General features: G+C 73.9%; 2 protein-coding genes and 1 pseudogene. All 3 read left to right on the top strand.

Translation table 11 applies throughout. The features are described from left to right. Nucleotides 1-222: 222 nt before the first annotated feature. Entirely contained in the window at nucleotides 223-1,017 is a 795-nt protein-coding gene (locus ABZS66_RS61175) for an SAM-dependent methyltransferase (protein ID WP_354774124.1), read from the top strand. 455 nt (nucleotides 1,018-1,472) lie between these two features. Beyond that, nucleotides 1,473-2,138: an adenylate kinase gene (locus ABZS66_RS61170; protein ID WP_354774122.1), complete on the top strand. Its 666-nt coding sequence runs from the start codon at nucleotides 1,473-1,475 to the stop codon at nucleotides 2,136-2,138. Between the two features lie 64 nt (nucleotides 2,139-2,202). Next, nucleotides 2,203-2,995 (top strand): annotated as a pseudogene (locus ABZS66_RS61165) (hypothetical protein); the annotation flags it as partial.

Here is a 2,995-nt window from a genome sequence, read left to right as displayed (position 1 = left end):
CACGCTCTGGCAGATGCCCGGCCACACCACGACGGCCCCCCTGAGCCCCGCCCTCACCCGGGCCCGGTCGCCCCCCCCCCCCCCGCCCCCGGCCGCCCCCCCCCCGCGGCCGGGTCACGGTTTGACACGTCCACGGGACGGGCGGCGCACCGGGCGGGGCATTGACGGCCTATGCTGTGCGCGTCACCCCGCGAACGCCCCCCAAACGGTCCAAGGACGGACATGGTCGCCGACGACGAGATCGCGAAGCTCGACACCACCGTTGCCCACTCCGCCCGCCTGTGGAACTACCTGCTCGGGGGCAAGGACAACTTCGCCGCCGACCGGGAGGCAGCCGAGCAGGTCCTCGCCTTCATGCCCGAGCTGGTGCAGTCGGCCCGGTTCAACCGCCAGTTCCTCGGGCGCGCCGTGCGGCACCTCGCCGGTGAGGCGAAGGTCCGCCAGTTCCTCGACATCGGCACCGGGCTGCCGACCGCGGACAACACCCACGAGGTCGCGCAGCACACCGCGCCCGAGTCCCGCGTGGTGTACGTCGACAACGACCCGATGGTGCTGGTGCACGCGCGGGCGCTGCTGACCAGCCGGCCCGAGGGCGCCACCGACTACATCGACGCCGACATCCGCGACACGGCGCGCATCCTGGCGGCGGCGGCCGAGACGCTCGACCTGAGCCAGCCGGTCGCGATCATGCTGCTCGGCATCCTCAACTTCGTGGTCGACGACGCCGAGGCGCAGGGCATCGTGCGGACCCTCGTCGACGCGGTCCCGTCCGGCAGCTACCTGGTCATCTCCCACCCGACCCGCGAGGTCAACCCGGAGGCGGTCGACCGGGCGGTGCAGATGTGGAACGCGGGCGGCGCCGCACCGATGGCCGTGCGGACACCCGGGGAGATCGAGTCGTACTTCGACGGCCTCGAACTGCTGACCCCGGGCGTCCTCACCGTCTCGCATTGGCGCCCGGACGGCAACGACGAGACCCCGGCCTCGGAGTTCTGCGGCGTGGCCCGCAAGCCGTAGCCGGCGGCGCAGAAACTTCGGGATCACCGCGGCGAGGGCGCTCGCCACGAACGGGCCGACGACGGCCAGGCCCGGTCGTCGGCCGCCGGGACCAGCTCGGACCGGCCGACGCCGGGACCTCGATCATGCCCACCACCGCGCCCAGCAGGCCGGCGAGGACGGCGAACCGGACCCGGCACGGCCGGCGCGTCCCGGTGGCCGGGGCCGGTCCAGGCGATGACGCTGCCGAGCACCGCCCTGCCCCGGTCACGGTGTCGGTGCCGACGGGCGAATCGACCTGGGAGACGTCGGCGGCGGCCGGGGGAAGTGGCCACGAGCCGTCAAGCTTCCAGGCAGCTACCGGGCGGGCGGAACGTGATCGAAACAACGCCGTAAGGGCTGGAACCTGGAACATCGACCGCGACGAGATACGTTGGTGCAGGCAGAGACGGCCGGCGAAGCAGGGAGAGGGACGGATGCGGGTGCTGCTGGTCGCGCCGCCTGGTGCGGGCAAGGGGACACAGGGCGCGCTGATCGCCAGCCACTTCAAGATCCCGCACATCGCCATCGGCGACCTGCTCCGCGACCACGTCGCCCGCGGCACGGAGCTGGGGCGACGGGTGCAGGGCCACCTCGACCGTGGCGACCTGGTCCCCGACGACATCGTCCTGGGGCTGCTGCGCGAGCACCTCGCGGCGGCGAAGGCGGCCGGCACCGGGTACGTCCTCGACGGCATCCCGCGCACGCTCGAGCAGGCCAAGGCGGCGTACGCAACGGCCAAGGAGCTCGGCATGACGGTCAACGTCGTGCTGCACCTGAAGGCCGACGACGACGAGGTCACGCGGCGGCTGCTGGCCCGGGCCCAGCAGGAGCACCGCTCCGACGACACGGCGGACGTGATCCGCCAGCGCCTGGAGCTGTACCGGCAGGTCACCCAGCCGGTGCTGGAGTGGTACGCCCAGCGGGGCGTGCTCGTGTCGGTCGACGCGATGCGCCCGGCCGACCAGGTGGGCCGCGAGATCCTGGCCGCACTCGACGCCATGTCCACGCTGGTCGACCTCGTGCCGGAGGAGCAGCGCCGCCCGGTGGACCTGACCGACCTCGGCGAATGGCTCGACCAGTACCACAACGGCAAGTCGTAGTTCATCCGGCCGCAGCGTTCCCGCCGGTTGCCGTGCGCACCGGTGCCGGAGCGTGGCCGTCGACATGAAGCCGCGTGACGCCTGGCGTGACCCGCAGCGGCGGCGCCGGGCCGGCGCCGGCGTGCTCGCCGCGACCCTGGTGGCCGGCGGGCTCGGCGCCTGCGCTCAGCCGCCCCGCGAGTTCGGCCTGCCCGAGCGGCCGCCCGCGGCGGCGGACCCGGTCGAGAGCAGCCCGGCCGGCACGACCCCGTCCCCGGCACCGCCCCCGCCGGCGACGAGCAACCCGGGCCGGACCGGCAACCCGGGCAACCCGGGCAACCCGGGCAACCCTGCAAACCCGGGCAACCCTGGGAACCCGGGGAACCCCGGAAACCCGGGTCAGCCCCGGAACCCGATCCAGACGAGCGCGCCGGCCCAGCCCGGCGACCCGGGATGGCCCGGTGACCCGCCCCCGGTGACCGTCCCGACGACCACGGCCCCGCCGACGACCACCGCCCCACCGACGACTACCGCCCCGCCGGCAGTACCGCCGACGACCGACCCGGGACCGCCGCCCACCTACACCGTCCCGGGCTTCCCGGCCGCCCACAACACCGGCTACCCGCAGGGCCTGCCGGGCGACACCCGCGCCAGGGTGACCCTGACGCCGTACACCGGCCCGATGACCATCACCGTCGACGGCACGGTCATCGACGGCAAGGACATCACCGACCACCTGGAGATCCGGGCGCGCAACGTCACGATCCGCAACAGCCGCATCCGGGTCGCCAACGTCCAGGCGGTCACCGTCACCGACGACCGGGCGAACCTGCGCATCGAGGACACCGAGATCGACGGCCAGGGCAAGGACGCCTCCA

Origin of the sequence: Dactylosporangium sp. NPDC005572, assembly GCF_040605515.1 — a bacterium.
Taxonomy (GTDB): domain Bacteria; phylum Actinomycetota; class Actinomycetes; order Mycobacteriales; family Micromonosporaceae; genus Dactylosporangium.
This window is presented reverse-complemented; position numbering and strand designations above follow the sequence as displayed.

Bases quoted from the DNA above. Each gene is read 5' to 3' on its own strand.
- ABZS66_RS61175 (WP_354774124.1), top strand. From the start codon at position 223: ATGGTCGCCGACGACGAGATCGCGAAGCTCGACACCACCGTTGCCCAC.
- ABZS66_RS61170 (WP_354774122.1), top strand. From the start codon at position 1,473: ATGCGGGTGCTGCTGGTCGCGCCGCCTGGTGCGGGCAAGGGGACACAG.